30 protein-coding genes and 3 pseudogenes are annotated in these 25,295 nt (G+C 32.8%); 24 read left to right on the forward strand and 9 right to left on the reverse strand.

Annotation, left to right across the window (positions count from 1 at the left end):
* The 3 genes from ACUN26_RS07295 (at window position 1) to ACUN26_RS07305 (ending at window position 2,586) form a co-directional block, all read left to right on the forward strand.
* Window positions 1–738: a class I SAM-dependent methyltransferase gene (locus tag ACUN26_RS07295; RefSeq protein WP_000812398.1), complete on the forward strand. Its 738-nt coding sequence runs from the start codon at window positions 1–3 to the stop codon at window positions 736–738.
* Window positions 739–1,035: 297 nt separating this feature from the next.
* Entirely contained in the window at window positions 1,036–1,989 is a 954-nt protein-coding gene (locus tag ACUN26_RS07300; protein ID WP_001209142.1) for a hypothetical protein, read from the forward strand.
* A gap of 387 nt (window positions 1,990–2,376) precedes the next feature.
* Window positions 2,377–2,586: a hypothetical protein gene (locus ACUN26_RS07305; RefSeq protein ID WP_000356390.1), complete on the forward strand. Its 210-nt coding sequence runs from the start codon at window positions 2,377–2,379 to the stop codon at window positions 2,584–2,586.
* Here ACUN26_RS07305 and ACUN26_RS07310 read toward each other — a convergent pair.
* Window positions 2,506–2,726, reverse strand: a pseudogene (locus tag ACUN26_RS07310) (excalibur calcium-binding domain-containing protein); the annotation flags it as partial. The gene ACUN26_RS07305 and the pseudogene ACUN26_RS07310 overlap by 81 nt on opposite strands.
* Window positions 2,727–2,944: 218 nt before the next feature.
* Between ACUN26_RS07310 and exsG the strand changes: the two are divergent.
* Window positions 2,945–3,097 carry an exosporium protein ExsG gene (gene exsG, locus ACUN26_RS07315; RefSeq protein WP_000395673.1) on the forward strand — a complete coding sequence of 51 codons (153 nt, stop codon included), beginning with the start codon at window positions 2,945–2,947 and terminating at the stop codon, window positions 3,095–3,097.
* Between the two features lie 208 nt (window positions 3,098–3,305).
* A complete protein-coding gene (locus ACUN26_RS07320; protein ID WP_000830259.1) occupies window positions 3,306–3,515 on the forward strand; it encodes a hypothetical protein in 210 nt (69 codons plus the stop codon).
* Window positions 3,516–3,659: 144 nt separating this feature from the next.
* Here ACUN26_RS07320 and ACUN26_RS07325 read toward each other — a convergent pair whose 3' ends face one another.
* Window positions 3,660–4,499 (reverse strand): arylamine N-acetyltransferase family protein, encoded by an 840-nt coding sequence (locus ACUN26_RS07325; protein ID WP_000988917.1) that lies wholly within the window; start codon window positions 4,497–4,499, stop codon window positions 3,660–3,662.
* A 551-nt stretch (window positions 4,500–5,050) separates the two neighbouring features.
* Here ACUN26_RS07325 and ACUN26_RS07330 point away from each other — a divergent pair.
* Window positions 5,051–6,652, forward strand: coding sequence for an esterase/lipase family protein (locus ACUN26_RS07330; protein WP_001238674.1), 1,602 nt, complete (start codon window positions 5,051–5,053; stop codon window positions 6,650–6,652).
* A gap of 113 nt (window positions 6,653–6,765) precedes the next feature.
* Here ACUN26_RS07330 and ACUN26_RS07335 read toward each other — a convergent pair.
* Window positions 6,766–6,900, reverse strand: a pseudogene (locus tag ACUN26_RS07335) (preprotein translocase); the annotation flags it as partial.
* 511 nt (window positions 6,901–7,411) lie between these two features.
* On the opposite strand from ACUN26_RS07335, the gene ACUN26_RS07340 reads away from it, so the two are divergent.
* Window positions 7,412–7,687 carry a stage V sporulation protein S gene (locus ACUN26_RS07340; protein ID WP_000427795.1) on the forward strand — a complete coding sequence of 92 codons (276 nt, stop codon included), beginning with the start codon at window positions 7,412–7,414 and terminating at the stop codon, window positions 7,685–7,687.
* A 315-nt stretch (window positions 7,688–8,002) separates the two neighbouring features.
* Here the strand turns inward: ACUN26_RS07340 and ACUN26_RS07345 are convergent, their stop codons facing one another.
* The gene (locus ACUN26_RS07345) at window positions 8,003–9,139 is read right to left on the reverse strand and encodes a site-specific integrase (protein WP_016513924.1); all 1,137 of its coding nucleotides are present in this window, start codon (window positions 9,137–9,139) and stop codon (window positions 8,003–8,005) included.
* A gap of 20 nt (window positions 9,140–9,159) precedes the next feature.
* Complete coding sequence (locus ACUN26_RS07350; RefSeq protein ID WP_016513925.1) at window positions 9,160–9,678, reverse strand: ImmA/IrrE family metallo-endopeptidase; 519 nt, start codon at window positions 9,676–9,678, stop codon at window positions 9,160–9,162.
* A gap of 330 nt (window positions 9,679–10,008) precedes the next feature.
* Between ACUN26_RS07350 and ACUN26_RS07355 the strand changes: the two are divergent.
* Both ACUN26_RS07355 and ACUN26_RS07360 read left to right on the forward strand, forming a co-directional pair.
* Window positions 10,009–10,251: pseudogene (locus ACUN26_RS07355) on the forward strand (8-oxo-dGTP diphosphatase MutT); the annotation flags it as partial.
* 88 nt (window positions 10,252–10,339) lie between these two features.
* Window positions 10,340–12,313: an NACHT domain-containing protein gene (locus ACUN26_RS07360; protein WP_016513926.1), complete on the forward strand. Its 1,974-nt coding sequence runs from the start codon at window positions 10,340–10,342 to the stop codon at window positions 12,311–12,313.
* Between the two features lie 339 nt (window positions 12,314–12,652).
* Here the strand turns inward: ACUN26_RS07360 and ACUN26_RS07365 are convergent, their stop codons facing one another.
* On the reverse strand, window positions 12,653–13,039 hold the full coding sequence (locus tag ACUN26_RS07365) for a helix-turn-helix domain-containing protein (RefSeq protein WP_016513927.1): 387 nt from the start codon (window positions 13,037–13,039) through the stop codon (window positions 12,653–12,655).
* A gap of 171 nt (window positions 13,040–13,210) precedes the next feature.
* Between ACUN26_RS07365 and ACUN26_RS07370 the strand changes: the two genes are divergently transcribed.
* The 8 genes from ACUN26_RS07370 to ACUN26_RS07405 all read left to right on the forward strand — a co-directional run bounded on the left by ACUN26_RS07370 (window position 13,211) and on the right by ACUN26_RS07405 (window position 16,768).
* On the forward strand, window positions 13,211–13,447 hold the full coding sequence (locus ACUN26_RS07370; protein ID WP_016513928.1) for a helix-turn-helix transcriptional regulator: 237 nt from the start codon (window positions 13,211–13,213) through the stop codon (window positions 13,445–13,447).
* Entirely contained in the window at window positions 13,440–13,739 is a 300-nt protein-coding gene (locus ACUN26_RS07375; protein ID WP_000606754.1) for a helix-turn-helix domain-containing protein, read from the forward strand. Before ACUN26_RS07370 ends, ACUN26_RS07375 begins: the two co-directional genes overlap by 8 nt.
* A gap of 67 nt (window positions 13,740–13,806) precedes the next feature.
* Entirely contained in the window at window positions 13,807–14,322 is a 516-nt protein-coding gene (locus ACUN26_RS07380) for a helix-turn-helix domain-containing protein (protein ID WP_016513929.1), read from the forward strand.
* Window positions 14,323–14,352: 30 nt separating this feature from the next.
* The gene (locus tag ACUN26_RS07385; protein ID WP_016513930.1) at window positions 14,353–14,574 is read left to right on the forward strand and encodes a hypothetical protein; all 222 of its coding nucleotides are present in this window, start codon (window positions 14,353–14,355) and stop codon (window positions 14,572–14,574) included.
* 178 nt (window positions 14,575–14,752) lie between these two features.
* Window positions 14,753–15,037, forward strand: a complete 285-nt coding sequence (locus tag ACUN26_RS07390; RefSeq protein ID WP_000861869.1) for a hypothetical protein — start codon at window positions 14,753–14,755, stop codon at window positions 15,035–15,037.
* Between the two features lie 117 nt (window positions 15,038–15,154).
* Window positions 15,155–16,132 carry a DnaD domain-containing protein gene (locus tag ACUN26_RS07395; protein ID WP_016513931.1) on the forward strand — a complete coding sequence of 326 codons (978 nt, stop codon included), beginning with the start codon at window positions 15,155–15,157 and terminating at the stop codon, window positions 16,130–16,132.
* A gap of 10 nt (window positions 16,133–16,142) precedes the next feature.
* Window positions 16,143–16,505 (forward strand): hypothetical protein, encoded by a 363-nt coding sequence (locus ACUN26_RS07400; protein WP_016513932.1) that lies wholly within the window; start codon window positions 16,143–16,145, stop codon window positions 16,503–16,505.
* 71 nt (window positions 16,506–16,576) lie between these two features.
* Window positions 16,577–16,768 (forward strand): DUF3954 domain-containing protein, encoded by a 192-nt coding sequence (locus ACUN26_RS07405; protein WP_000511367.1) that lies wholly within the window; start codon window positions 16,577–16,579, stop codon window positions 16,766–16,768.
* Window positions 16,769–16,957: 189 nt separating this feature from the next.
* Here ACUN26_RS07405 and ACUN26_RS07410 read toward each other — a convergent pair whose 3' ends face one another.
* The gene (locus ACUN26_RS07410) at window positions 16,958–17,971 is read right to left on the reverse strand and encodes an exosporium leader peptide-containing protein (RefSeq protein WP_445540874.1); all 1,014 of its coding nucleotides are present in this window, start codon (window positions 17,969–17,971) and stop codon (window positions 16,958–16,960) included.
* Between the two features lie 1,198 nt (window positions 17,972–19,169).
* Window positions 19,170–19,457 carry a DUF4183 domain-containing protein gene (locus tag ACUN26_RS07415; protein ID WP_016513935.1) on the reverse strand — a complete coding sequence of 96 codons (288 nt, stop codon included), beginning with the start codon at window positions 19,455–19,457 and terminating at the stop codon, window positions 19,170–19,172.
* 595 nt (window positions 19,458–20,052) lie between these two features.
* On the opposite strand from ACUN26_RS07415, the gene ACUN26_RS07420 reads away from it, so the two are divergent.
* The 6 genes from ACUN26_RS07420 to ACUN26_RS07445 all read left to right on the forward strand — a co-directional run bounded on the left by ACUN26_RS07420 (window position 20,053) and on the right by ACUN26_RS07445 (window position 22,674).
* A complete protein-coding gene (locus ACUN26_RS07420; RefSeq protein WP_218963198.1) occupies window positions 20,053–20,193 on the forward strand; it encodes a hypothetical protein in 141 nt (46 codons plus the stop codon).
* Complete coding sequence (locus ACUN26_RS07425) at window positions 20,181–20,303, forward strand: DUF3983 domain-containing protein (RefSeq protein WP_080223069.1); 123 nt, start codon at window positions 20,181–20,183, stop codon at window positions 20,301–20,303. The genes ACUN26_RS07420 and ACUN26_RS07425 overlap by 13 nt, the downstream gene beginning before the upstream one ends.
* Window positions 20,304–20,418: 115 nt before the next feature.
* Window positions 20,419–20,589, forward strand: coding sequence for a hypothetical protein (locus tag ACUN26_RS07430; protein WP_016513937.1), 171 nt, complete (start codon window positions 20,419–20,421; stop codon window positions 20,587–20,589).
* 27 nt (window positions 20,590–20,616) lie between these two features.
* A complete protein-coding gene (locus ACUN26_RS07435) occupies window positions 20,617–21,099 on the forward strand; it encodes an ArpU family phage packaging/lysis transcriptional regulator (protein WP_016513938.1) in 483 nt (160 codons plus the stop codon).
* Window positions 21,099–21,641, forward strand: coding sequence for a site-specific integrase (locus tag ACUN26_RS07440; protein WP_016513939.1), 543 nt, complete (start codon window positions 21,099–21,101; stop codon window positions 21,639–21,641). The genes ACUN26_RS07435 and ACUN26_RS07440 overlap by 1 nt, the downstream gene beginning before the upstream one ends.
* Window positions 21,642–22,107: 466 nt before the next feature.
* Window positions 22,108–22,674, forward strand: coding sequence for a hypothetical protein (locus ACUN26_RS07445; protein ID WP_016513940.1), 567 nt, complete (start codon window positions 22,108–22,110; stop codon window positions 22,672–22,674).
* A 415-nt stretch (window positions 22,675–23,089) separates the two neighbouring features.
* Here ACUN26_RS07445 and ACUN26_RS07450 read toward each other — a convergent pair whose 3' ends face one another.
* Window positions 23,090–24,523 carry an IS4 family transposase gene (locus ACUN26_RS07450; protein WP_001053925.1) on the reverse strand — a complete coding sequence of 478 codons (1,434 nt, stop codon included), beginning with the start codon at window positions 24,521–24,523 and terminating at the stop codon, window positions 23,090–23,092.
* 358 nt (window positions 24,524–24,881) lie between these two features.
* On the opposite strand from ACUN26_RS07450, the gene ACUN26_RS07455 reads away from it, so the two are divergent.
* Window positions 24,882–25,193 (forward strand): ArsR/SmtB family transcription factor, encoded by a 312-nt coding sequence (locus tag ACUN26_RS07455; protein ID WP_000995772.1) that lies wholly within the window; start codon window positions 24,882–24,884, stop codon window positions 25,191–25,193.
* Window positions 25,194–25,295: the final 102 nt, after the last annotated feature.

Below are 25,295 nucleotides of genomic sequence, written 5' to 3' on the forward strand. Positions count from 1 at the left end.
ATGAAACAAAACATTTATGATAATCCGTTTTTCTTTAAAAATTATAAGTCATTACGTGAAAATGGATTTACCTTTAATGATTTTGTTGAACAGCCAGCAATTAAATCTATAATTGCTAATCTTACAGATAAGTCTGTATTAGATTTGGGATGTGGAACTGGTCATTTTTCTATGTACTGTGTAGAAAATGGTGCCTCGAAAGTTATAGGAGTGGACATCTCAAGAAATATGATTGAACAAGCTGAAATGTATAACAAAAACGAAAAAATAGATTATATGTGTGTACCAATAGAAGAACTTAATTTGCCAAATCAAAAATTCGACTTAATAACAAGTTCTTTAGTTATACATTACATAGAAGATTACTCACATCTAATTAAGAAAATAAGAGATCTGTTAAAAAATGATGGTGAATTTATCTTTTCAACAGAACATCCAATAGTAACAGCTCGAAAGGAAATGAATAATTGGTTTAAGGATAATAATGGAAACAGATTGCATTGGGCATTAGATAATTATCAAGAAGAAGGAAAAAGAGAGGAACATTGGTGGATAGATGGTGTTGTTAAATATCACAGAACAATTTCAACATTAATTAATACTCTTATAGACAACGGTTTTGTAATTGAGAAAATTATTGAGCCAGAGTCAACTCCAACAGGATTAGAAAAAATGCCAGAATTAATAAATGAAAAACGGAGACCATCTTCTATTATCATTAAATCAAGAAAATATTGAGGTTAAACCCTCGTTGATTAACTTCCACTTTCGAGAATTATGTAAATAAGCTGTCCATATGGGCAGCTTTATTTTATGTTCCCGCATAGCGTAGGTTATTTTGAAAAATGCTGGTGGTATCCCTCCCTATACAGCTACTCATAATTTTTGTACTGTGTAACTCAAAAGAGAAAGTTAAATAAAATTAATGATAGCAAGGGATTCAGTGATAGGATCAGTTACACACAATATAAGATAAGGGTAAGTCAATTATTTATATCTTAATATTATGCTATAAACAAGAAAGTGGTGGTTGTGATGAGGGAAAGATGTCCGGTTTGTCAAAACTCTATTGAGGAACCCCAATTAGTAGGAGTGGGAGGGGGACGTGCAGAGCAATATAAATGTGAGAATTGTGGCACATTTTCCATGATTGAAGAAGCGAGAATCGAATTAAATGTAGAGCAGAAGAGAAAACTTTCTGCAATTTTAAGAAAGAGAAACATTAGAGGGATGGGAAAAATAATGATTTTTCTTAATCGACCAGATGAAAATCTTTCAGAATTTCCGTATCCTATTTATCTTTTAGCGGATCTATTAAGTGAATATCCAGATAGTGCTTCTGATAGATTGGATGAGTCATTAATAAACTTAGCTAAATTGTCAAAATTTCCAGGTGACCCATTATATATTCGTGAATCAGATAAATCTCTATTTTTTGTACAGAGTGTTCATTTGTTGGAAATGAAATATATAGCGAACCAATTATTTCAGGACGAATTAATTGAGATATCTAAGCTATCTGCAGCAGATTTTCCTGCACATATTACAGTTACAGCAAAAGGGTGGAATCGTATTGCAGAATTAGAAAAGGGAAGAGAAGCGGATACTAAGCAGGTGTTTGTCGCTATGTCATTTAGTCCAAAAATGGATAGTCTATATCAGAATGCAATTGCAACGGCTGTAAAAGAAGCAGGTTATGAGCCTATTCGAATTGATAAAGTGGAACACAATAACAAAATTGATGATGAGATTATAATTAAAATAAGACGAAGTAAATTTATAATTGCAGATTTTACTGAACATAGAGGTGAAGTCTATTTTGAAGCAGGATATGCAATGGGACTTGGTAAACCTGTAATATGGACTTGCAGGGAAAATGACTTAGCAAATCTGCATTTTGATACTAGACAATATAGCCATATTGTTTGGAAAGATGAGAGGGAATTAAAAGATTCATTACTTAATAGAATAAGAGCTACAATCAATTAAAGAAAGGTGGCAGATTCGTGATCGCTTTTTTGCAGTAAATGTGCCGGTCGTTTTGGAGTTAACGTGATATATTTGTATTGTGAGAAGTGGACGAAAACATTGCTCATAAAATTCCTCTGAAAATGGATCTTCATAACTGGTGGTGATGGTTGCAGGCTGGATGAATGGTTGTTCTTCATTTCACATTCAATTGCAATTTACGTTGTATAAACGGAGAAGGGGTTTTGCTCTTCTTTTAGTTACTTAATATTGCTGAAACAGATAAATGTAAATAAGATTAGGTGATTGGAAGAAGAATAAAACTTCATTTACCATAATTGAAATGCAAATGTAATACTTAATGAAAAAGCATCTATTCGGGTGCTTTTTATTTTGGAGGGATGAAGGATGGATAAAGCCAAATTAACTAAACCAGCACAAGCGGTTATAATTGGTACATTCATTTCAATGTTAGGACGGGATCTTGTAAATGAACGTATCGATAAAAAGAAATTAGAAAGTGTTATTCCAATCTTTAATGAGTTGGAAGATATACAACGCCAAAGTAAAAAATTCGATAACTGGGTGTTCAGATTTTGTTGTACCGGTCATTATTAATACAATAGAAATAATAAAAAAGATAACGGTAGGACGACCATATTGTTTTGCTTTTCCATTTTTCTTAAAGAATGAAAAGGATATATAAGATTAAAAGCAAATAGAAATAATACGCCACCAATATTACTCAAAATAGCCATTTTCATACTTCCATTTGCAAGATTTTCTCTATTGATTATATAGGAACTTATTGGATAATACACGTTTTATATTCATTTCGAAAATTAATATTTTTAATAGATATATATATATATATAAACAATTAATGTGAATATAAAGAAAAATAGATATATTTCCTATTACTTTTTTAAAGAGATTTCATAAATTATAGTATATCGATTGAAAGGAGGAGATTTGAATGGAATTTCAATTGTTAGTGAATTGTATATTACAAGAAGGTAATGCGTACTTTTTAGTAACGAAGGTAGACGATGTGATTACGTTAAAAGTACCGATTACAGCAGGAGTAGCAGCATTATTTTTAGCTTTTGGTGTACCAAGATGTTCTTAATTTAAATCTCTATAGTAGAAAGAGGAGGACAAGCCTCCTCTTTCTACTATTACATAATTATTTTATGTAAACTATAATGGTGTTTTATATTAGCACGTTTAAAATGGACATGCATATACTATAATGTTTCATTGGCGTATGTGATGAACGATAGTTTTGATAAGTGATATTCTTTTAAGTTATGAAAATAAAAGAGGTGCTATTATATATGAAAAGAAGAACATTAGATATTCCAGTTACATTGCGAAGAGAGTGGTTTTTAATAGAGTTAGCTCATTTAACGAAAAAATATGGAATTGAAATTGCAACTAGCAAAATGGAAGCCGCACCATTTTTAAGGGATCAAGTTACGGAATCAAAAATAGGAGCAGGGCTACAATACGATAAATATGATGATGAGTATATAATTGAAATGTAAGTAATACATGGCACAAAAAGAAATGCTTAATAATACTAGTCTTTTAAAAGAGTAACACTGATAAGGAATTACGCTATAAAAAATTATAAAATAAAGCAGATTCTATATATAGAATCTGCTTTATTATGAAATATTTTTAATCAACTAGCCTCTTTCTAATATTTTTCCTACATATTTCTCTTGAGTGATTCCAAAAGATTCACGAAGAATGCGAGCATATTCTTTAGAACCTATTGGTCGTTTATTTTTTGTGCCTTTAAAGGTTTCTGTATAATTTTTTTTCGTTAATGATATGTGACCATAATCAGTTAATTTACAAGTGATAGCCCCTTTATTAAAAGGCGATTCGTTATGCTCTACAATTACTTTTTGAATGTTATTCACTTTTTTCTCATCTATTGGATCTATAGTGAAAGCATAGCCTATTTTCCATTCGTTTGAAGGTTCAGATTGTAAGAAACTTGTAGATTCGCCGTTTGCGCCTTTTCGCATTTCTAAAATATGTGTACCTTTTCGGGTATTTCGTTTGTAAATTCGATATTCTCCCGTTTGAGAAGATATGATTTCGCCATTAAAAGGGACTGGTTGTAAAGGGAGATGAGATGCAAAACCTGCATCCACAATATAATCTGTATGATCATGACTTAAAATGATAATGACATGACCATCATCAGGTTTCCATTTATTATCGTAAAGATCGTATACAGTACCAGCTACTTTGTATACTTGAAACCCACAATCAATTAAAAAGTAATACAATAAGGAATTTAATTCATAACAAAGACCGCCTCTTTTTTGAATAAGTAACTTTTCTACTAAGTTATTTTTTGAAATGTTTTTAATAGTACCAGCCATAATATCAAGATTTTCATAGGGGAAAATCATTCCCATTTTTAAGAGGACTTCATCTAAATCATCAAATGTTAGTTCTTTTGCGGGAATTTTTAATCGTTTAAAAAACTCCTTTTGTAAATTGGTCATCATAAAGCATTCTCCTTTCTTTTTACAGAATTTTCTTCTGCTTACCGATAGGTTAGTACTTCTAAAAACTTAATTCAAGTCTGCGAAAATTATCATAATATATGTTTCTGGAAATATGATTTTATATTTTGAAATTTCAGTTAAATATTTAGTCATAGGAAAGTCTTACAATACAAGCTCCTTTTAAATTCGTTTGTATGTAATGAAAAGAAAATACATATCTTCATTATGTTTTTAAATAAATAATTAGTAATAAAATGTTTTTTTACTAAAATTTTTTCAAGATTTGTATGCTTTATATAAACAATCATGATTTGAAAAACATCTTGATGTAGTGAAGTTAACAATTATTGAGAAATTTTTTTGTCGTGTTTACTCAAAAGGAAGAGATGGAAACGAAGAGAATAACGTGAGTTAAGGAAGAGGGTGTACGAGTAATCACCTGAATATAGGGCTAACATCTTTTTCAAATAAAAAGATTAGCTATTATTAAGGGAGAAAATATAAATTATTACAAAGAGCACCTTCTTTCAAAAAAAAGTGGGGGGAGTAACATGCGATTAATGAGAAGATGTGTTGCCTTACTAATTATATTTTTTATCATGGCTCCATCGATTAGCACAAATGTAAGGGCAGAAGTTGTAAAAGAGCTTGGAAAGGGGTTTCCTGATACAGAAGTATTTACACCTGGCGATTGGTTTTTAGGACAAAAACCAACTAATTATGATGAGAATAAGCCTCCAATTCTCTTTGTACAAGGCAGAAATGGTAATGCGGATAGTTGGTATGGAAAGACTGTATATCACGATATAAATGATATGTATGACTATGCTTTGAAAGCGGGATATCAAACGGTATTTATTCAATTATATGATGCGGCAGGGAAAGGATCGGCTAGTCAGTGGGACAACGGAAAATTGTTAGCACAAAAACTGGAAGAAATATATAATCATTTCGGTAAAAAGGTTACTATTGTAGCGCATAGTAAAGGTGGTATAGATACACAAGCGGCATTAGTTGGATATGGTGCGAATCGATTTGTTGGGAATGTTATTACACTTGCGACACCACATCACGGCTCAAATTTAGCGGATTTATCATATAGTTGGTGGGCAGGTTGGCTTGCTTCTATATTAGGTCAAAAAGATGATGGTACGTACGCGTTACAGATAGGGGAAATGGCAAAATTTCGTTCAACGATAGATAATAATCCAGCAGTTAAATTAAACCGTTACTATACGGCTACTGGGACTAGCTGGGGACCAGTATTTTCTGCGTTATCTATGGGCGGATTATATTTGTCATCGTACGGCTCGAATGATGGATTAGTAAATGAATGGAGTGCTAAGCTACCATATGGCACACATTTATTTACAGATTCCAAATTTGATCATGACAATATACGAAAAGGATCAGCTGTTTTCGCACGAATTGAACCATATTTACGTACTGCAAATGTAGGCGTGCCACCTTTAGTAGCACCAAGTAATAGTTCAGAAGAAAATATAGAGCAATTAAATACAACTTCTAATCAAAATATTTTAGGGGGAGAATTGCCACAAAGTCAGTGGATAGAGCAAGCTGTGGCGGTTGATAAAAAGGCAGAAGGAATGGTTTCTGTATTAACAGCTGCTTCTGATGTAGAAATACAACTAATATCTCCAAAAGGAAAAGTGTATACAAATAAAGATAGTACGATAACTACTGGTGAAGGTGAATCTTTCTTTAATGGGGCAACAATTAGTACATTTAAATTTGACAAAATGGACGTAGGAGAATGGAGAGTTAAAATGATGGCGAAGCAGTCGAAAGATGCATACTTAATTGTAAGCGATCACAAAAGTGGCGCGCCATTCGTTCTTCAAATGCCAACAAAAGTCAAAATTAACAAATCAGAGTATAAACTGAAAAAATCACCTGCGGCACCTGAAATGAAAGGAAATCTTTCCATAACAGTAAGAGTTGTTAATAAAGAAGGGAAGCTAGTCTCTGAATTTAATGAATTACAAAATGTTAATACAAATACATTTACAGGTGCTTTGAAGGACATAAAGCAACCAGGGGTATATAACGTTACGATGGATATAAAAGGGATAAATAAAGAAGGAAAACCTTATAATCGTACGATTGTTAAGTCGGTTTATGTGGAGAAGTAAGAGTGAATAGATTTTGATATGAAAATTGCCGAAACCTTGTGTTAGAAGGGGACGGCAATTTTTTATGTTTATTAGGTTAACAGAATAATGAAATAGGGGTTTACGTTCTATAATGGGAAAGAACCACCAAAAGGAACAGTTATAAACTCAGTTTTCCAGAAAGTACCGTAAGCTGGCTTTGATGGTTTATGTGAATCGTGGCAGGAACATCTTTTATACGAGTTTGAAGAACGATAGTATGAACCCAATATATTACCTCCTGATGATTAATAAATGTAAGATATATAGTAGTATATGTAAATGAACTACTATTGGCATGTATGCCTATCCTGTATAAGGTGGTAGATTTGGAATATAAAGCACTCAAATGGTGAAATATAGTTTATTAGAATAATATGTATAACGATTTTTGAAGACGAAAAAATTAATAATTTGGTAGAAAAATGAACTGAAGTTCTAAATAAATTGAATTATTGATGAAACGCTTATTATACGAATTGCACCTGAAAAAGTAGCATTGTTATTTTTTGGTGCGATAATGTTGTCGTTTAGCGAATTGCTCCTATTTAAACGTTTGTATATTAGAGTCTTTATTCGTTACTTTTTATTTGTGCAGTTGGGCAGGAAGAAGACGAAAGGTATCGAATTCATTTACATAGGAAGCATTGTTTGCTTTTGGTGTGAATAATAGTTAAAGATACGTTGAAATATTTAAAACTGTAACGAAAGAGCTATTAAATAATAGAGGGAGCAACTTACATGGAAAATATATTAAAGGTATCTTCAAAATCAAGTCCAAATTCAGTTGCAGGTGCAATAGCAGGTGTACTAAGAGCAAATGGCAATGTGGAAATCCAAGTAATTGGGGCAGGTTCTTTAAATCAAGCAATTAAAGCAATTGCGATTGCAAGAGGATTTGTTGCTCCAAGTGGTGTTGATTTGGCTTTTGTTCCAGCATTTCAAGAGATTTCTATCAATAATCAAGAAAGAACAGCAATTAAATTAATTGTAGGTCCTAGAAAGAGAAGATCCTAATAGAGTGCCTTTATAGGATGTGATTTGAAAAGTGCGATAGAAATCGTCCTTTTCTTTTTTTATTTATATTTTAAAGTTGAATTTTTAGTAATAAGCATTAGTGTAGTTAATAAAAAGTGTCGCAAATGCTTGTATGACAGGCACTTGTGACACTTTTGTAGTTTTATATAATATAAAATGAACAATTCTAAAACTGCTCATTCTTCTCCCAAGATTCAACGAGATAGTATGGGAAACCTTATTATATCAAGGTTTCTAAGTGGTGATTTACCTGGATGCTCACATTTTGCTCACATTAAATTTGTTCATTTTTTATCAGAAGTTTTCATTAGACTTTATTATGCTCTCGAAGTTTTCCGCTGCTTGTTGCTGCATGTTCTGTGTGATGTGGCTATACTTGTCTAAAGTCATTTGAATAGAGGAATGCCCTAAGCGATCTTGTACGATTTTAGGGTGTTCTCCAGCCTGAAGCATAAGTGTAGCGTGAGTATGTCGTAAGTCGTGTATACGAATTCGAGGAACACCAGCTTTTTTATAGTGATCATTCAAAAAGCGATGAGGAGCATCTATATGTAAGGGCGAATGTATCGTATTGCCAGTGAAAATAAATGCCTCTTCATTCAAGTGTATACCCCAGCGGAAAAATTCTTTCTTTTTATAGGAGTAGTAGAATTGTAACTTCCCTATAACAAAAGAAGAGATACTAATGCTTCTATTTGAAGACTTAGTTTTTGTAGCAGCTTTAAATAGTCCTTTTTCTGTTTTTACAAGCGATTTATTAACCAGGATACGTTTATTATCAAAGTCAATATCTTTCCAGGTTAGTGCAAGTAATTCTCCGCGTCTCATACCTGTATAGATTGCAAGTAAGAAGAACATATGGTACTTAATATTTTTTTCTTTTAGATACTGGAGGAATCGATTACATTCTTCGCTGGACCATGTCTTCATCTCACCTTGCTCTTCACGTGGTTTTTTAACCTTATTCATTATATTATCATGTATGATTTCCCATTCTACAGCGTGTTTGAAAATACATCTTAGGCAACGGTGGATATTGCTGATTGTACCATTTGATAGTCCTTTTTCCTTAAGTTCAGCATAGTAGCTTTGAATCATTACGGGCTTAATACTTTTAATTTTTTTATAACTAAATGGGGGAAGGATATAGAGCCTAACTAAGCTCATGTCTTTTTCATAAGATGTAATTTTTAATTCAGCTTTACGAAGAGGCTTTAATTTTCCCCATACATCTAAAACAGTTAATTGTTTGTCATCAAAATATATTCCTTTCTCTATCTCTGTAATCATCGTTGCAGCAGCATTCTGGGCTTCTTTTTTTGTTCTAAATCCACTCTTGCTTTTTTGCTGTCGTTTTCCTGTGGTTGGATCTATACCGATATCTATTGTAAAAGACCACGTATTTCCACGTTTACGAAAACTTCCTTTCATATTCAATACCTCCTGAATCGTTATTTTTGAAAATTACAGTATTTTGATATTTGATTCTGTAATTTACTTGCTAATAATTGATTTTCATAATGTAAAAGCCTTTTTTCAGCAAATTTTGTTGTTACATTGAATTTTTCTGAGATTATATATGCTTTTAACTGTAGGGGAGAAAGCTTTCTTAACATAAAAGTAGGTACACAAAATTGTTGTGCGAAGTTTTTAGCCTTTGCTTCTTGATAATCTAGAAACATTTGATGCATTAATAACTGATTACCAGAATGAAATAGGATGTGACAGGTCTCATGGCCAAAATCCTCCCATTGTTCTTGCTGAGAGATACGATTATCAATAACTAAATTAGCTATTTGATTTCTTTCCATTGCATGACTTCCAAACGGAGCAAAGTATAGCCAAATGTTTAGCTTTTTCGCAATCTCTATCATATCTATTTGTTCAGGAACAATAATAGATATGGATTGGTACAAGTGTTGGATATAGTCTTCAAGTTGTGTTGTATAGTAGCGTTGCGATTGAAACATATTTTCACTCCATTCAAATTATAAAACAAGAACATTTGTTCTTATTTTATAATAAAAGAGAAAAAGTTTGAAGTATTATTTTTATATATTAATTTATATATATTAAACTGTATGAGGTTGCTAATTTATATATTGCCAGGAATTAAATGTTAAGATACGGTAATAAATGAATAAAATATATGATAAAGTATGGTGGTAGCAATTGGAATCGAAAAAAATCGTAAAGGCTAAAGAGCTAATGGAATATTTTAAGATACCGAGAGAAACCCTTCGAACCATGGGGGGAAATGGACTTCCAAGAATGGAGAAAGGAGAAAAGCCTTAAGATGCTTAGTACGTGGGATTGAAGAAGAAATAGGTTGTCTTATTACTGTAGGAGAGCAAATAGAAGAAGTTGAACATGAGTATACAGATATCATTGTTCATTTAGTTACATATAAATCATTCATAGAATCAGGTGTACCGGAAGCTCTTGAGCATAGAGAATTGAAATGGGTTAATGTTAAGAATTTAACAAAATTAAACTGGGCACCTGCCGATCTGCCAACGGTATGGCGTTTGAATAGGGAATAAAAAATAACTTGTAATAAAAAAAAAATAAAAAATTGTAGTATACATATAAATTAATTTTATTTTATTGAGTAAAGGGAGAAATGTTAGAATGGATGAATTAGCTACTCGTACTGCAGTTTCAGTTGCATCGGGCTTAATTTTGGAGCCTGTGAAGCATGTACTGGATACTTGGTTGAAGCCAAGGTTAGAAGAGAGTAAGAAAAAGAGATTAATAGACAGAAAATTAGAGACATTTGTATTTGAAGTTTTCTCTGATTATCTAAATAGAACTTATGAAGAACAAAATAATATAAATGTTATTGCACTTGGCCTACAGCAAATCAAAGTTAAACAAATCTACGTGCCTTTAACTATATATTCAAAAGTAAAACGTGAAGAAATATGTATAGATAAATATAAAGAGGATTTTTCTGAGCAGTATAAAAAGGTTGTTGTTGTGGATACTGCAGGTATGGGGAAATCTACATTGATGAAAACAATGTTTATATCAGCTATTGAGCAAAATAAGGGGATTCCAGTATTTATTGAACTGCGCAACTTAACCAAAGAAAAAGATATTATAGATGTTATTGTAGAAAATATATCAACTTTAAAGGAAACTCATAGTAAAGACTTTTTAATGGAAGTAATTAATAGAGGTGGGTTTATATTCTTTTTAGATGGTTATGATGAAATTCCGTTTCAATATAAACAAGATGTTACAAGACAATTAAAACGATTTATCTCACTAGCAGGTAACAATATTTTTTATCTAACGTCAAGACCAGATGAGTCTTTAGCTAGCTTTGGGGAGTTTCAGCAGTATGAAATAAAAGATTTAAAAATAGAAGAAGCTTACAATCTAATTAAGAAATATGATGATGTAGTTCACTTAAATTTATACACATCAATAATAAAACAAATTGATGAAAATATAACACAGCAACGTTTTTCAGAATTGGAATCCTTTTTAGGGAATCCTTTGTTAGTATCTTTTTTATATTTGACTTTTAAACATAAAAAGGATATTCCTGCTCTAAAAATAGAATTTTATAGAAAAGTTTATGATGCGCTTTTTGAAAGTCATGATTTATCCAAGGATAGTTATAAAAGAGATAAATATAGTGGATTATCAAGTGGAAGTATGCAAAAAATTTTAATAAAGTTGGGATTCTTATGTTTAAGAGAGAATGTAAACGATTATGATAAAAATAAAATGTTAAAGTTAATTGGTCAAGCTAAGAATAGTCCATATTTTAAGGATATTCAAGAAGAACTTATATTTAAGGATTTACTTGAAACAGTACCCCTATTTACGAGTGAAGGATTAAGCTTTAAGTGGGCACATAAATCATTTATGGAGTATTTTGCGGCATATTTTATTGATAACCAGGAAAATAGGGAAGAGATTTTAAATAATATATATAAAAGTTCTAATTTTCCCATCTATTTCAATATGCTTGATTTTTATTATGATATTGACAGAAAATTATTTGATAAAGTATTTGTATATCCAATAATAAAAAAATTTCTTAAATATATATCGACTTATACTACTAATCCGACAGAAAATAATTTGAAACTACAGTATTTAGAAACCTGGTTTAATAGAGGGATGATTTCTTATTCTGGAGTAGACACAAAAGCATCGCCATTCCGAGCCCATATGGGTAATTGGGATAAACTGAAAGAAATTATCGGAGATATGTTTTCTGATCAAATACCATCAATCAATGATTATAAAATAATAACAACGGTTTTGGGTGGTAGAGGTCAGCAAATAATTTTTGAAAGGGATATTAAGATAGAGTACGTTTTGAGACTATTGAAAAATAAAAGAAGTAGTTTGATAAAAGAACTTCATTGGAATTCTTTTTCTTATTCTGAGAAAGATAATTTTGTTGTTTTCGATGAAAATTTAAGATTGGATGAAATGGATGAGCATGTATTGAAATTGCAAGTAGAAGCTTATGCAGAAGAGACTAATGGATTTGCTATAGATTATCTGGAGGCATTAAAATATAAAGAATTAATTGAAGAAGAAATACAGCTTAAAGAAGAGGATCTATTTAAAAATTTATAAAAAGTTAACTGAGTATATTTAACAAGTGTAAATGAATGAATAGGAGTGTCTTGCTGGAAAATAGAAATATTGACTTGTAATAAATGATAAATATGGATTGCCCGAATTATAGTAAAGAGAAAAAATTGGAACAATTATTTTGTCATTTACAAGTAGTGTTGGACCTCTTATCATAACTAAGAGCATTTTGGAAAGATTGTCTATTAAAAACCCCTATTCTGAATTGCATTCAAAGTATAGAACTAACACTCTTTATTTAATAAAGATAATATAGCAGTAAAATGAATATGTAACAAAAAACACGCATGAAGCGTGTTTTTTGTTAATAAATTTTCTATTTTATTTATCTTCACTTTGTCTATTTTTTTCATTCAGCATTATAAAATCCCAAAAACGCTTTAATTCCTCACGTTTTTCAGGGGAGGCATCCTTAATATTTTTGAACCAGAGTCCTAATTCAGGGTCATTTATTATAGTGTCCATTTCAGGGGACTTTGTTTGTTTACAATTAGACACTCTACCAAGTAAAAAATCAGTAGAAACAGAAAAGAGATTGGCTATCTTTAAGATAGTTTCCATAGGTGGTTGTTTAGTATCATTTTCATATGCAGTATATGTAGTACGAGCAACACCTAGTTGATTAGCTACATATGTTTGTGTCCATTCAGCGTTGTCTTTCTTTTTTTCTTCTCGTAAAAACTTCAATTTTTCACCAAAGGTATTCAAAGTAGTCACCACCATTATATTTAAATCTTACTTTTAATTATAAACGAATTTTTGTGTTACTAATAGTAACTTGATTGATTGTTCCTTAAAGAAACTTTTTGTTGAATTGTTCCCTAAAGTAACTTATAATCTTATTAAGATGTTCTTTTAAGAAACAAGGAGGTAATAATATTGAGGGATTGGTTAAAAGAATTTAGATGTGTAAAAGGATATACACATGAAGGTATTGCAAATAAATGCAATATATCTAGAAGTTATTACACTCATATTGAAAATGGAACAAAAACACCTTCCGTAGAAATAGCTAAAAAAATAGGGGGAAGTTTGAATTTTGATTGGACATTTTTTTTTGGGGATCGATGTTCCTTAAAGGAACAAAACCAGGTGGAGAGAGTTATTCATGATTAACTTCGACATCGAATCATTTCGTCAAATTATCCGAGAAGAAGTACAGAAAGCAACTGAACATCTTCAACCAATGAAAGAATTACCACCATTTTTAACTATTACAGAACTAATGGAACTATTACATATTAAACGTACCAAAGCATCTGAGTTATTAAACCGTTCTGATTTTCCAGTATGTCGTGAAGCAGGGGTCCTTATTCCTACACACCTTCTTTTTAAGTGGATGGAGAATCACACTGAATGGGTAGAAAACAATACAGAGTATTACAATCCATTTAAAGAATCCGTCTAATAATAAATTACCATAGTAAGTTGTCACAAATAAATATTGCTTTAGGTACGAATGGGGGAAGTAAACGATGTCCATAGGAAAAGAAGTTGCTATGGCACGCAAACGAAAGGGAATCACCCAAGAGCAACTCTCCTTAGAAATCCCCGTGAGTCGTGAGTCACTAGCAAAATATGAAACTGAACAACGACGATTACCAGAAGATTTACGAAAATGCATTACGGAAGGAATTGATGATCCACAGTTGTTTTTTAAAATGTGGAGTGAAGCAACAGGGGATGTAAGTATCCCGTTCTTCAATGGAGAGAACATAGATCTCCATCCTACAAGCATGAGGTACATGGTCAATCAAGAAACAAATGAAGCTTTGAAACAACTCGATACGGTATGTTGGTTTAAGCCTTCACAAACTTGGTCCGAAAGTGAGAAAGAAGATTTGAAAAAGGTAATGCATGAAATCTTGGATGCTACAGGTTCAATGGTGAGCCTCGTAGCGGTCCTATGTGATCAATATGGTATTTCAATGAAAGAAGTCTTTAAGTACTGGAAAGTATCATTACGAGCAAGGAAGTATATAAAAGCTTAATTTAATTATTTTATTGGGGAGGTTTAAGTTATGACGATTGATTATGCAAGTCCAACTTTAAATCAATATAAAGCTCTAATTCGTAAGGAAGCAAATTTATATGGTGATATTCGAATTGCATCAGTTTGTGGAGACTATATGAAAGCTAGGGACCTAAAACAAGAGAAGAAATTAATGGAGATAAGAATTCGAATTATAGAAGCAGCATTTGTTTTGAAAAACAAACAGAAAAAAGGAAAGGCCACCGCGTAGCCTGCGGTAGCCAATCATGACAGTAGATAAATTATAGCATATAACAATTTAGTGCGACAAGCTGTTGTGCTTGTCGTTATGACCAGAAAGATTTGTTACCTCTAATCCTTTCATACACATTACTTTCTGGTCATAACGATGCGTACAGTATCAAATTATTAAAAATGGGGAGCAAATTATGAAAGTAGAATGTAATCGTCTGTTCGACTTAGTTCTACCAGGTGATTTTGCTTTTGCAAATGAATTACATAACTGCATGGTGACATGTATTCATAACATGTTCAATGCTGGTTCATTAGATGAAGCAAATCATTGGGAGAAAGAATTAAATAGATGCGCAAAAGAATTCAAGAGCCTTCGTAATGAAAAAGAGGATCACGATGTATCAAAGAGTTATCGTGTAGTTGTTAAAAGCCTTCAAGGGCAAGGGATCAATGCATCAGTAGTTAGTCGAAGAAAATAAAAAATCTATCACTTGGCAGAGTGATAGATTTTAGACTCTTATAGAGAGTCTTTCTAAAAATAGAATTGGATTAAGTATATCAAAGCAAATCAAGTAAAACAATGGAGGATGAATAATATGGCAGTTTATAGACCTGTTCAAGTTTCATATTGGCAAGATGCTTTCGTTTTAGATCTTACACCGGAGGAAAAATACTTCTACTTATACTTAATGACTAATAGCAAAACTTCTCAGAGTGGTATCTATGAGCTTCCATTACGAGTGATAGAAATGGATACAGGGTATAACCGTGAAACGGTTGAGAAGCTGCTAGAGCGGTTTGCTGATTATGGGAAAATTTATTACAACAAAAAGACGAAAGAAATTATGTTGCTTAATTGGCTTAAATTCAATGCTATTACAAATTTGAATATTGAAAAGTGTGTGTTAAAAGAAATCCAGAATATTAAGTGTGAAGATTTTTTAATTGATTTTTATGAGACATGTTTAGAGTTAGAAAAGCAGCAAGATTTTAAAATTCCTCGTATTAAGGAATACTTCCAAGCTCGTTTTGAGTGGCTTATAAGGGGCTTCGAAGACCCTATGAAGGAAAAAGAAGAAACAAAAACAGAAACAAAAGAAAAAGAAGAAACAAAAACAAAAGAAGAAGCAGCAAGCTGCTCAAGAGATAAAAAAGTTGCAGAAGAAAATCCAATAGCATTTTATGAACAAAACTTTGGAGTTCTTAAACCATTTGTGGCTGAAGGGATTAATGCGTGGATTGAAGATTTAAATGCACAGCTTGTTATCAAAGCAATGAAAATAGCATTAGAAAAGAATGCACCTAATATGTCTTATGTACAAGGTATTTTAAGAGATTGGCATGCTAAAGGATATAAGAGTATTACTGACGTTGAAGCTGCACAAGCTCAATTCCGTAAGAAATACCAGTCTCGTGGTGGAAGAAGTAATACTAGAAAAGAAATCGTCCCTGATTGGTTACATACACAAGATACAGAAGTGCAATCTCAGTCTGTAAAGCACGATGAAATGGATTTAGAGGGTGAACGTAAACGTTTAGAACAAGTATTAGCTAAATATAAAAAAGAGGCTTAGGAGGATTGTAATGCCAAAGCAGTTGACAATATTTGATGTTGAGCCTGTAGTAGCATTCGATGCTGAGAAAGCACACATTCATCGATTAAATTCTAAAGTTCGTTTTACGGATGTAGTTGTTCAAGTACCAAAGCAAGTAAGAGCTACTGATGAACTAAAACCAACAACAGCGCCAAATGATCAGTATGAATTATTTGAGGAATATACAATTGGAATTTGGAGATTTAAGCGAGTGGAAGATAAGCAGTTCGATTGGGAAGAAGCTGAGGAGCTTTGCAAGTCTGCGAGAGATAATAAAGAACCGATTTCAATACGACTTTATTTATCATTAGAACAATCATTTATTCCCGATAATGTTGTGGAATATCTATAACAAAATAAAAAAGTCGAGATTGCTCCCGACTTGCTTCGACAAAATAATCATAACATACGGGAGTGGTCTTAATGGGAATTATTAAAGAAAATCTTGTAGAAATGACAGCTGAAATAGATTTGAAAATAAACGGAATATATGTTGTTAAAAATGGTCAGGTCCAACTAATAGAACCACCCCAAGGTGGATTTGGTGAACAATCATTTGTATATCAAAGTGGAAAAGTAATTCGTATGGAAGAACGAAAAACACAGTTACTTTAATCAAATTTGAATTTTGTTAAGGAATGAGGAAAGATATCAGTAAATAAAGGTGTTACTTGATATTTAAAAGGACATTAAAAAGAGCACCATATAAGTGCTCTTCGGGCCAAGGCTCTTTTTATAAGAGAGTATGCGGTATTGTATATTTATCTTTCTACAAGTATGAAGTATGTGAGCGAAATAATTGTTTCACGGGGATGGGAATCTAGCCGCTTCAAAATGAGTGCCAGTGTTCGCAACATATACACCAGTTATACTGGTAACAGACTGAACGGTTACAGCATCACCTGCTTGTAATTGAAGAATGGTAGAAATAGTTGTAAAGTTCAAAACACTCGTGCTCCCATCCATAAAATTTAGAGTAGTAGCAGCTATATTACCATTTACAAGTATATCTACTGTAGTCGTATAGATTGATACAAAGCCAGGTGAAAAAGTTACAGAGCCAATAATGAGATATACTCCATCTTGTTTAGGTGTGAAGGTTGATATTCCATCGTATTCACCATTTAAATCAAATTCTACGATATCAAATGTAAGTATGATTGGAGTAATAGTATCTTCAGGCTGACCAGTACCAACTGTTTTAGTAGCTCTAAATGCTGATTGAATTTCAGTAGGTCCCGTGTTACCGGTAGGTCCTGTGTCACCAGTAGGTCCTGTGTCACCGGTAGGTCCTGTGTTACCGGTAGGTCCTGTGTCACCAGTAGGTCCTGTGTCACCAGTAGGTCCTGTGTCACCAGTAGGTCCTGTGTCACCAGTAGGTCCTGTGTCACCAGTAGGTCCTGTGTCACCGGTAGGTCCCGTGCCACCAGTAGGTCCTGTGTCACCAGTAGGTCCTGTGTCACCAGTAGGTCCTGTGTCACCGGTAGGTCCTGTGTCACCAGTAGGTCCTATGTCACCAGTAGGTCCTGTGTCACCAGTAGGTCCTATGTCACCAGTAGGTCCTGTGTCACCAGTAGGTCCTGTGTCACCAGTAGGTCCCGTGCCACCAGTAGGTCCTGTGTCACCAGTAGGTCCCGTGCCACCAGTAGGTCCTGTATTTCCAGTGGGTCCCGTGCCACCAGTAGGTCCTGTATTTCCAGTGGGTCCCGTTGGGATTATAAATGGTGGACTAGGTGGTAATGTAGGTCCAATAGAACTGGGATTTAATGCAGTTCCATGTAAAATTTCATGGGAGTCAAATTCATTTTCTTTTGACATATTTCACCTCCAGTATATTAACTCTTTATTAATAAATGCCAAAGAGGGATGGGATATGAAAATAACTGATTAATAAAGCATGTCCAACTGATGCTAAAAAGAATATCTAATAAAAGCGTTAATTGAAAACAAAAAAAGAGCGTACAAATGAGTAGGCTCTTAAAAAGATAGGTTTTATGAGTATTAGATTACCATATACTTTATGTTTCTTTTGCATAATCGTGTAAACAAAATTAAATAAAGGAGCACATTTTAAAATGTGCTCCTTTAAAAGGTGACAGCTTACAAGGCCTAATTTGTAAGCTGAATACATGTGCAGCCAATATTAATATATGTATTTTCTTATGAAGTGTGAAAAGAGAGCACTTTTTCATAGTGCTCTTTGTAAGGAGGTTACTATAAGTGAAAAGTTTCCATATCAATACTATATGCTTGTTTTATCAAAAGGTGAAAATTTTTATAAGAATGTTATTTCATAGTAAAAAATCTAAGAGCACGCAGATAACAATGCTCTTAGATTAGAAAGGTAGATTTCTATGCCTGGAGGGTCTCCATACAATAACATATGCTTGTCCGGTTTAAATGTGAAAGGATTTAACAAAATAGTTATCTTGTAATCAAAAATAAAATAACCCGCTAGTTATAACGGGTTATTTACACAAGTGATGCAAGAAATTCGAGGTGACTGGACGAGAGTACTCTGTGGAATCCCTTGCAATAATAATGTATTCAAAGGGATCAAAAAGGTTAATGGAAATTAAACAAAAATACTTATTTAAATAAAAAGAGCGCTTTTAAAAGCGCTCGATGACCAAGATGTATATTGAAAAAAGGTTCACATCATCTTGTATGTATGTTTTTAATGGTGGTGTAATTTTGAAATAAGATCGTTATTTAAATAAAAGAAACCCCGATTTTATGTGGGGTTTCTAAGGGTAATTGTCAAGTAATGACGTACTCGACTAATTAACAATATCATGAATTTTTTGGTAAAAATACTGGTAAATGTGTCCAAATGAGTAAGTCATCATTTTGAACAAAAACGCTATTTGATACTAAAAATTAACATTGAAAAGAGCACTATGAATAAGTGCTCTTTTCAAGAGTGAGTATAAATTCCTATCATTCTATATTAGTATATGCTGACAGTAATAAATTGTGAAAAAACTGGACAAAATTGTATTTGATAAAAATATAACTAAGTTACAATAAATTCCACGATAATTGGAGTTGCTCCATCAAGTACATCTCCACCAGGGATGGTAATAGAAGAAGGACCAACAGTGATAGTTGAAGTATCAGCAGTTTGAAGAACGCCATTAATGTAGAGATTGTAATAAGCGTAAGCAGCTGGAAATGCTGTATTTGTTCCAGTATCATTTGTGAAAGCTGTTGCAACAATTGCAAATGTAGCACCAGTACCCGTTCCAGAGGATGCTACGCCGGTGAATTTTCTACCAGCAACAAAAGGGTGAACGATAGCCATTGAAATTCGCTCCTTTCTAAAATTAACTTGGACAAATTTCTAGAAAGCTTGGTCCTGTATTATATTTTATGATTTACTTTTCAAAAAGAAAACGGCTTGTGTATTAGTAAATAAGCGGAATTTTCATAAGTATATATATATGTTTATTGAGAATTATTGATTTTAGTTTGTTTTATGGTGAAGGGATTAGTAGGGTTTTTGCATAAAAATTTCATTTTAATATAAAGAAGAATTATTAAATAACTTAGGCAGACAAGTTATTTAATAAACTGTCCGCCAAGTGAATGAACAATTATCTGAGCTATATAAGCCCAATTTAGTATGGATGGAATTGTAAAAAATTATGCATGAAACAGGTAATTTATTTTATAGAAAACCTTTAAATGAAAAAGAGCAGTTAGCTTTTGCTAACCGCTCGGCTCTCGACCAAGAAAGCTAGAGTGGGAGAAATCGACTTTTTAAAGTCTTGTCTATAGTGTTAGGCAATGTTTAGAATTTTATTCACTTAAAACATAAAAAGAGCAGCCAGCAAAATCTAACTGCTCTCCTAAAGAAACATTAAGAAGGAAGTTCAATCATTAAGTGTAGTTATAGTATGGATAAGGTTCAGGAATTTATTCAGAGAGGAATGGATATGAAATACTTTGGGTTTGATAAACATGGATATTGGGCAATGGTTGCAGCAGAGGATGGAGAGAAAGCCGCCGAGGTTTATTTAGGAGAATGGCTAATTTAAAGAAACGAAAAACAAGAAAAGCCATTGCTCGGCGCACAAAGGCTTTTGAAAAATATAGAGTTGAAAAGGCTTGGCGGAATATTCTTGTACAGGCTGGTATTTTAAAGTGAAGAGAAACCAAATATAGTCCGGCTAGAAAACTAGAGGACACCAATTCGTTAAAGCAGCAATTCAAGCTGTTTTAGGAATAGGTGTCCTTTTTACTTTGAAAAGGGAGATGGAGAAATGAAGGTGTTAAAGGATCAGTTACGTGAATGGAAAAAGCAATCCAAGCAAGGAAAGAAGAAAAATAAGAAAAAACAAAAAGAAAAATTAAGTACTCGTGAAATTGAGGATTTGATGGGGATGCATAGACCTTGCTATGAGCGGAGACGTGGAGCTTTAAGACAAAAATAATCGAAAAATAAAAAGGAGTGGTCTTACATGACTAAACAATTATCTTTCTTACCAAAAATAGATAGATCAGCAACGCAAGAGAAATTAGAAGGTGTTCTTGAAAGTGTGCGTATATATAGACAGTTCGGAATGATTCGTAAGGAAATGAAAGTCACTCCTTCTTATGAAATGAGAGAACACGGTCCAACTAATACGGTAGGGAAGCCTTTAGAGGATGTAGCAATCGCTAATTTACAACAAAGTGAGCATGAAGAGTGGTTGGAGTTAATGTCATTCCGTATTAATCAGTTTTTAAGTCGCTTAGGTAATAGTTGTGCAGGAAAGATTCAGAGAGACATTATAAATAAGCGTTATTTAGACGAAGAAGCCGTATGTGATTATATGGTTTATAACGAAATCGGCATGAGTGAGCGTACATATCGCCGTTGGAAGTCCAGGGCGTTTTATAATTTAGCTTTTGCTCTTAGATTAGAAGTTTATGAGACTGAAGAAACTGGAGGTAATGAATAATGAATTTTGTTCAGCCAATACGTAATCCAGAGCAAATACAACAGCTGAAAGAATTTTTTAAGGAAAAGAGCGTACGTAATTACATTCTCTTCATTATGGGCATCAATACAGGCCTGAGAATCTCGGACATTTTGAAATTGAAGGTGGGGGATGTCAAAGGTAGTCATATATCTATGAGAGAAAAGAAAACAGGGAAGCAGAAAAGAATACAAATTACCGTAGCATTGAAAAGAGAACTCAAATTGTTTATTAAAGCAAGAGAAGATGATGAGTATCTTTTGCAAAGTAGACAAGGTAGGAATCGTCCAATAGGTCGCAGTATGGCATATAAGATATTAAGTGGAGTAGCGGCAGAGTTCGGATTAGATGAAATAGGAACACATACGTTAAGAAAGACGTACGGGTATCATATGTACATGCAAACGAAAAACATAGCATTACTCATGGAGATATTCAATCATTCGTCAGAGAAGGTCACACTACGTTATATAGGTGTAAACCAAGATGTAATGGATAAAGCAATGACTAGGTTTAAAATCTAAGCATTGCTTTTTCTTTTTAAATCTAGGGTATTGCAGCATTTTGGCCCCCCCACGCTTATAGTATGCAAGATTTTATAGAGTTCTAATAGCAAACAAAAATTCTAAAACTGCGCTAGGTAGGAATGTATAAAAAAATGTATAGATCCATAGAACAGAACAAGAAGGTTCCTTGGTGAGAGTACAGTTTCATCCCTTTTCCTTGTTACCGATAATACGACGTTATGTTAACCGAATATGTATACGATATACAGATAAAATCTTTAAGTTCCTTTTACATAAAAAGTATGATTTGGTAAATTATCATTTTTGAGAAGATAGAGAAAGGAAAATTCTTTCGGATAAATGTGTAAATAAATATGGATATTTTTTAAGTTTTCTTTAAGAATAATTTAATATTATAACTACATAATAAAAAACTATTGTACTAAGTTAAATCTAATAAACATTTTAAGTTAGGAGTTTTTTTATGCTAAAACAATGGATTAAAAATTCAAAAGAGAGGAAATTAATTTATGCTGCAATCATAGTAGCTTTCGTTATTCTTGCATCTGGATTTTGGACAATTGAACACAGAGATTCATTAACAATAAATATACCAACAGATATAAATCATCAACATGTGCACCACATGAAAAGTCCTTTAGAATTTTATGCTAAAAATAAAGCATCTTTAGGTCGAATTGGTATTTTTGCTGCATTTTCCATATTTCCTCTTTATTTTTTATTAAGGCTCAAAAAAATAAAGTTAGGCAAAGAGATTAAAGCACTCATTTCAAAAATTTTGAAGTGGGTAAAATTATTTCATGTTCCTGTTGCAGTTATTGCATTCGCATTGATCACCATACATGTAATTATTATGGTATTTTATGAATGGAAAACAAATGCAGTCTCTATATCAGGCGTTATTTCGTATATTTTATTTCTTACATTAGGAACATTGGGATTTCTACGATACAAACGAAAAGATAAAAATTGGCATTACTACCTTTCATTTGCGTTTGTGTGTTCAATGCTAATTCATACGTGGCTCTAAATTAAACTACCTCACTTAAAAAGTTAAAGGAATTTGTGTAACAACTGAACCAAATCTTACGTTAAGTATTAGCAGGCATTCTGAAATCAAAAAACGTGAAAAGTGTAATCTAAAATCATTTGTGTAATTCAAAAATCTATATAAATTTTGTCATTTTCACCGTTTTTAATGTCCATTATAAAATTTCAAAATGACTTCCAATATCGATAATTATGTAAATAAGCTGTCCACATGGGCAGCTTATTTTATGTTTCCGCATAGCGTAGGTTATTTTGCAAAATGTTGGTGGTATCCCATCACCATCAAGTTAAGGGTGCTAAGAGGGTATATGTGAGAGTTATTTCTTTAAATTTCTACGACTGTATTAAAGATGGGCATAACAAATAAGCCTATTAAATAGGTATTTCAAAAAATATTATACAACTTTGAAACTTTGTGACAACGTATAATCATACACAACACCTAAGATATCAAAGACGGTTTTCTTTTCGTACCGGTGAGATTTCCGCCCATTTTTCTCTAAAAGATAAAACAAACGCAGTAAAACTTTTAATAATTCATGAATGTCCTTTTGTAATCCTTCATAAAACAATAGATAATAATTCTTTATCATATAGATGGATTTGTATTCACTTAGCTCTTTCTTTTTCTTATCCAAGAGTAACTGACGCATTTTAAACATCGTCGATGAACAGAGTAAAATACTAATGAGTTGCCCATATAAATGGCATTCTAAGCGTTCTTTCTTGATTTCTTTACACTGGTTAATTTGAAAGAAAGATTTCCATGTTTTAAATAAAATTTCAATTTGCCAACGTAATGAATAGAAGTCATGGATATGTTCCGTTGGAACATTTTCTGCAGAAAGATTCGTAATATACACATTGATTCCACTCAACCGTTTACTCCGTTCTTTGTAGATAATACCTTTCTTTTTTTCTCTTTTGGTTTGTTCTTTCAACCTTTTTTCTGTTTGTTCCTTTGTTAATCGATGAATAATAACACGAGCTGGTAATTTTTGATACTGTCCAATGTATACCTCTGGAATCTCCATTGTTTGACCAGGGGACAATTGATTCATGAGTTCTTCCATATCTAACTGAATATAGAGTGTTCCTTTCTTCACGGTCCCATTTCGAAAATACTCTGGCTGATCATTCTTACAATAGATTCGAGAATTTAATTTCAAACGTGAGACATAGTAAGCTCCTTTATCATGGATCTTCTGTAAGTCATGTAAGTCGAAATAGCCTAAATCTCTTATGTACAAGTCTTTTGGTTGAATGGTTTGTAGGCTTGTTGAACCAAAGGTTTTATCATTTTCTCTTCCTTCTCCTACATAAACGTGCAGGAACTTTCCACTCAATAGGTCATACTCCAATTGAATTTTAACTCCTGCCGTATGGCTACTTCCACCAGAACCTTGATAATGTGAAGAAAACTTATCTGGAAGCTGAAATGTTGTAGAGTCTAGAATCCGAATGTGCTTAAATGCCGTGGTATATTGATGAATTATTTCTTTTGTTGAATGAATTCTTTGAGTTAGAAGGTTAGCTAGAACTTGTTCAAGAAACTGTACTGCGGAAGCATTAAATCGTTGGTTAAGTCCTTCAGGGCTGATAAGAATACCTGTAGATACTTCAAGGCAGCTACATAATTGTGTGAGTGATGTACTTGCAACCTGTTGACTAAGCCATACACATAAAGCAACTAACTCCTGTGCTTGATATTTACTCTTTCGCTGAACGAATCCTTTTTCTTTGGCTAGGTGTTCTAGAACATGAGGAGACATATGTCGTTGTAATTCTTCAGCAATCGGTTGAAGTTCGTCAAGGATCGAAAGATTCATAAAGAGACGCCATCCTTTCCTATAATTCTACAGAAAGGATAACGTCTTTTTTGCTTTATGGATAGTGCAGAACCTTAGCTTTATATCGATGTGGCGGTACCCCTGGAAGCTTTGGATACAATCTGATATAGGCTTAATTTCGTGGGTTTGTCCTGGTTGTAGCTGGTATGGATTCGGCAATTGTTACGGGAAAAAGAACCGACATTCTGACAAATATGGAAAACCGAAAACGGCCGTGTATGAAACTTTCTATATTTATACTCAAAGTTGGTGCTACTTCTTTATTGCATTAGATAGTAATGTAATTTATAATACGTTTAAATGATTAAATTCTTCAACAAAAGGAAATGTGAGTGAAATGAACTGTAATGATAAAGTAATGCATCTTTTAGAAAGTTTAGGACCGTGTTTTCAAGGGCTGGGAGATCCAACACGTCGGCAAATTGTATCACTTTTAATTGATAAAGATAGCTTAAATGTGACGCAAATTGCGGAGCATATTCCTATGTCAAGGCCTACTGTATCTCATCATCTGAAAATATTGAAACAATCAGGGTTGCTTCAAGTTCAGAAAAAAGGCACTGAAATGTATTATTGCCTTGAATTTAATGAAACAATAAATCTTTTAAAAGAACTTGTTTCTTTAGTCGAAGATGAATGTAAGAATTAGATACAAATTTATAATTTAGGGACACATTTTGCCCCTTTTTTAATGGTTTTTATGTTAAAAGGTTTAAGTTTTTAATCATTTAAACTTATAAGTGAATACTAA

The organism is Bacillus sp. WC2503 (genome assembly GCF_052682895.1).

Excerpts from the sequence above, each read along its gene's own strand:
- ACUN26_RS07295 (WP_000812398.1), top strand. The coding sequence starts at position 1 with ATGAAACAAAACATTTATGATAATCCGTTTTTCTTTAAAAATTATAAG.
- ACUN26_RS07300 (WP_001209142.1), top strand. The coding sequence starts at position 1,036 with ATGAGGGAAAGATGTCCGGTTTGTCAAAACTCTATTGAGGAACCCCAA.
- ACUN26_RS07305 (WP_000356390.1), top strand. The coding sequence starts at position 2,377 with ATGGATAAAGCCAAATTAACTAAACCAGCACAAGCGGTTATAATTGGT.
- exsG (WP_000395673.1), top strand. The coding sequence starts at position 2,945 with ATGGAATTTCAATTGTTAGTGAATTGTATATTACAAGAAGGTAATGCG.
- ACUN26_RS07320 (WP_000830259.1), top strand. The coding sequence starts at position 3,306 with ATGAAAAGAAGAACATTAGATATTCCAGTTACATTGCGAAGAGAGTGG.
- ACUN26_RS07325 (WP_000988917.1), bottom strand. The coding sequence starts at position 4,499 with ATGATGACCAATTTACAAAAGGAGTTTTTTAAACGATTAAAAATTCCC.
- ACUN26_RS07330 (WP_001238674.1), top strand. The coding sequence starts at position 5,051 with ATGCGATTAATGAGAAGATGTGTTGCCTTACTAATTATATTTTTTATC.
- ACUN26_RS07340 (WP_000427795.1), top strand. The coding sequence starts at position 7,412 with ATGGAAAATATATTAAAGGTATCTTCAAAATCAAGTCCAAATTCAGTT.
- ACUN26_RS07345 (WP_016513924.1), bottom strand. The coding sequence starts at position 9,139 with ATGAAAGGAAGTTTTCGTAAACGTGGAAATACGTGGTCTTTTACAATA.
- ACUN26_RS07350 (WP_016513925.1), bottom strand. The coding sequence starts at position 9,678 with ATGTTTCAATCGCAACGCTACTATACAACACAACTTGAAGACTATATC.
- ACUN26_RS07360 (WP_016513926.1), top strand. The coding sequence starts at position 10,340 with ATGGATGAATTAGCTACTCGTACTGCAGTTTCAGTTGCATCGGGCTTA.
- ACUN26_RS07375 (WP_000606754.1), top strand. The coding sequence starts at position 13,440 with ATGATTAACTTCGACATCGAATCATTTCGTCAAATTATCCGAGAAGAA.
- ACUN26_RS07380 (WP_016513929.1), top strand. The coding sequence starts at position 13,807 with ATGTCCATAGGAAAAGAAGTTGCTATGGCACGCAAACGAAAGGGAATC.
- ACUN26_RS07385 (WP_016513930.1), top strand. The coding sequence starts at position 14,353 with ATGACGATTGATTATGCAAGTCCAACTTTAAATCAATATAAAGCTCTA.
- ACUN26_RS07390 (WP_000861869.1), top strand. The coding sequence starts at position 14,753 with ATGAAAGTAGAATGTAATCGTCTGTTCGACTTAGTTCTACCAGGTGAT.
- ACUN26_RS07395 (WP_016513931.1), top strand. The coding sequence starts at position 15,155 with ATGGCAGTTTATAGACCTGTTCAAGTTTCATATTGGCAAGATGCTTTC.
- ACUN26_RS07400 (WP_016513932.1), top strand. The coding sequence starts at position 16,143 with ATGCCAAAGCAGTTGACAATATTTGATGTTGAGCCTGTAGTAGCATTC.
- ACUN26_RS07405 (WP_000511367.1), top strand. The coding sequence starts at position 16,577 with ATGGGAATTATTAAAGAAAATCTTGTAGAAATGACAGCTGAAATAGAT.
- ACUN26_RS07410 (WP_445540874.1), bottom strand. The coding sequence starts at position 17,971 with ATGTCAAAAGAAAATGAATTTGACTCCCATGAAATTTTACATGGAACT.
- ACUN26_RS07415 (WP_016513935.1), bottom strand. The coding sequence starts at position 19,457 with ATGGCTATCGTTCACCCTTTTGTTGCTGGTAGAAAATTCACCGGCGTA.
- ACUN26_RS07420 (WP_218963198.1), top strand. The coding sequence starts at position 20,053 with ATGGATAAGGTTCAGGAATTTATTCAGAGAGGAATGGATATGAAATAC.
- ACUN26_RS07425 (WP_080223069.1), top strand. The coding sequence starts at position 20,181 with ATGGCTAATTTAAAGAAACGAAAAACAAGAAAAGCCATTGCTCGGCGC.
- ACUN26_RS07430 (WP_016513937.1), top strand. The coding sequence starts at position 20,419 with ATGAAGGTGTTAAAGGATCAGTTACGTGAATGGAAAAAGCAATCCAAG.
- ACUN26_RS07435 (WP_016513938.1), top strand. The coding sequence starts at position 20,617 with ATGACTAAACAATTATCTTTCTTACCAAAAATAGATAGATCAGCAACG.
- ACUN26_RS07440 (WP_016513939.1), top strand. The coding sequence starts at position 21,099 with ATGAATTTTGTTCAGCCAATACGTAATCCAGAGCAAATACAACAGCTG.
- ACUN26_RS07445 (WP_016513940.1), top strand. The coding sequence starts at position 22,108 with ATGCTAAAACAATGGATTAAAAATTCAAAAGAGAGGAAATTAATTTAT.
- ACUN26_RS07450 (WP_001053925.1), bottom strand. The coding sequence starts at position 24,523 with ATGAATCTTTCGATCCTTGACGAACTTCAACCGATTGCTGAAGAATTA.
- ACUN26_RS07455 (WP_000995772.1), top strand. The coding sequence starts at position 24,882 with ATGAACTGTAATGATAAAGTAATGCATCTTTTAGAAAGTTTAGGACCG.